Source organism: Clostridium psychrophilum (genome assembly GCF_018861705.1).
GTDB classification, from domain to species: Bacteria; Bacillota; Clostridia; order Clostridiales; family Clostridiaceae; genus Clostridium_AD; species Clostridium_AD psychrophilum.
Map to the genome: position 1 here is coordinate 1 of NZ_JAHLEC010000252.1, position 1,139 is coordinate 1,139.

General features: G+C 25.4%; 2 protein-coding genes. Both read right to left on the bottom strand.

Annotated elements, in window-relative coordinates:
• Positions 1–249: 249 nt before the first annotated feature.
• Positions 250–573 carry a hypothetical protein gene (locus KPL38_RS19310; RefSeq protein ID WP_216290753.1) on the bottom strand — a complete coding sequence of 108 codons (324 nt, stop codon included), beginning with the start codon at positions 571–573 and terminating at the stop codon, positions 250–252.
• 37 nt (positions 574–610) lie between these two features.
• The gene (locus tag KPL38_RS19315) at positions 611–880 is read right to left on the bottom strand and encodes a hypothetical protein (protein WP_216290754.1); all 270 of its coding nucleotides are present in this window, start codon (positions 878–880) and stop codon (positions 611–613) included.
• Positions 881–1,139 lie beyond the last annotated feature (259 nt).

Genomic DNA, 1,139 nt, shown 5'->3' on the forward strand with positions numbered 1-1,139 from the left:
ATCTAATATTATTATAATAATTTGTAAAGGTAAAATCTACCTTTTAATTTGTAAGACTAACTTCCACTGTTTTATGTATTGGGGTGGAATTTACTTTTGCAATTGAGGATTTCTAAATGATTGCCCTATAAGCTTTAATTTGTTCTTTACAATATCTGGTTTTAACTATATAATTAATTTAATTTATTATGCTTAAAATATAATATTAATTAAAGCTGTACTCTTTCCAAAGGGTACAGTTTTTTATACTTAATATTGTGATATTTTTTCCAATATTAGTTCCTTGATTGTTTCTTCTAAATCTTTCTTTTTATCTTTCGAAATAAACATATAACCATTTTTGTCATAATATTCGACATTTTGTCCTTTTAATATTTCTTCGTTTGTTAATGTGAATGTTTTATTTCCTATTTCTAAATCCCATATTAGTTTATTTGATTCATTCATTTTAAAATCACAACGCATACCCATTTTACTTGTATTTAATATTTGTGTAAATATATCTTGAATCTCAGTTAATCTTTTGTTACGTTGAATTATAATTTGTTTTATTTTTTCTGACCATTCATCCATTATTAGCCATCTCCTGTTTTATTTATAACATAATGAATTACTTATTCTCTGAATTAATTGTTTCGCTCTCATCATATTCCACAGTTTCTACATATTTGCCACACTCTGAGCATTTATAATCTATTTTCCCCGGCTTAGAAAAAACATTTAATTTAACTGAACCACACTTACAGTTTACTGCTCTAATATTTTTATTTTTTCTAATCTGTGACATTAATCTCCAATTCTTTCCGTATGCTTTCTTTAGATTCGGTTTAACGCTAAATTCATCAATTTCTTTTTCTTTTTTCGGCTTAAATATATTCATAATATCACCCCTATTACAATATTATTAATAATCAAATGGTTTTATACATAAAAAATTTCTAAATTGATTGATAATTTTAAACCTAATCATGTTTTTAAAATCTTTATTTTTATATTAAAATAGACACCCCTTTAAAGTGTCTTATTTCTCAAAGAACAAAATCTCCCTACGGTCGAGTAAAAACCCTTATGCCAAGCAAATATGATAATCTCATCGTCCTTTGATTATCATATTTGCATCACATTCTGGGCATAGAACA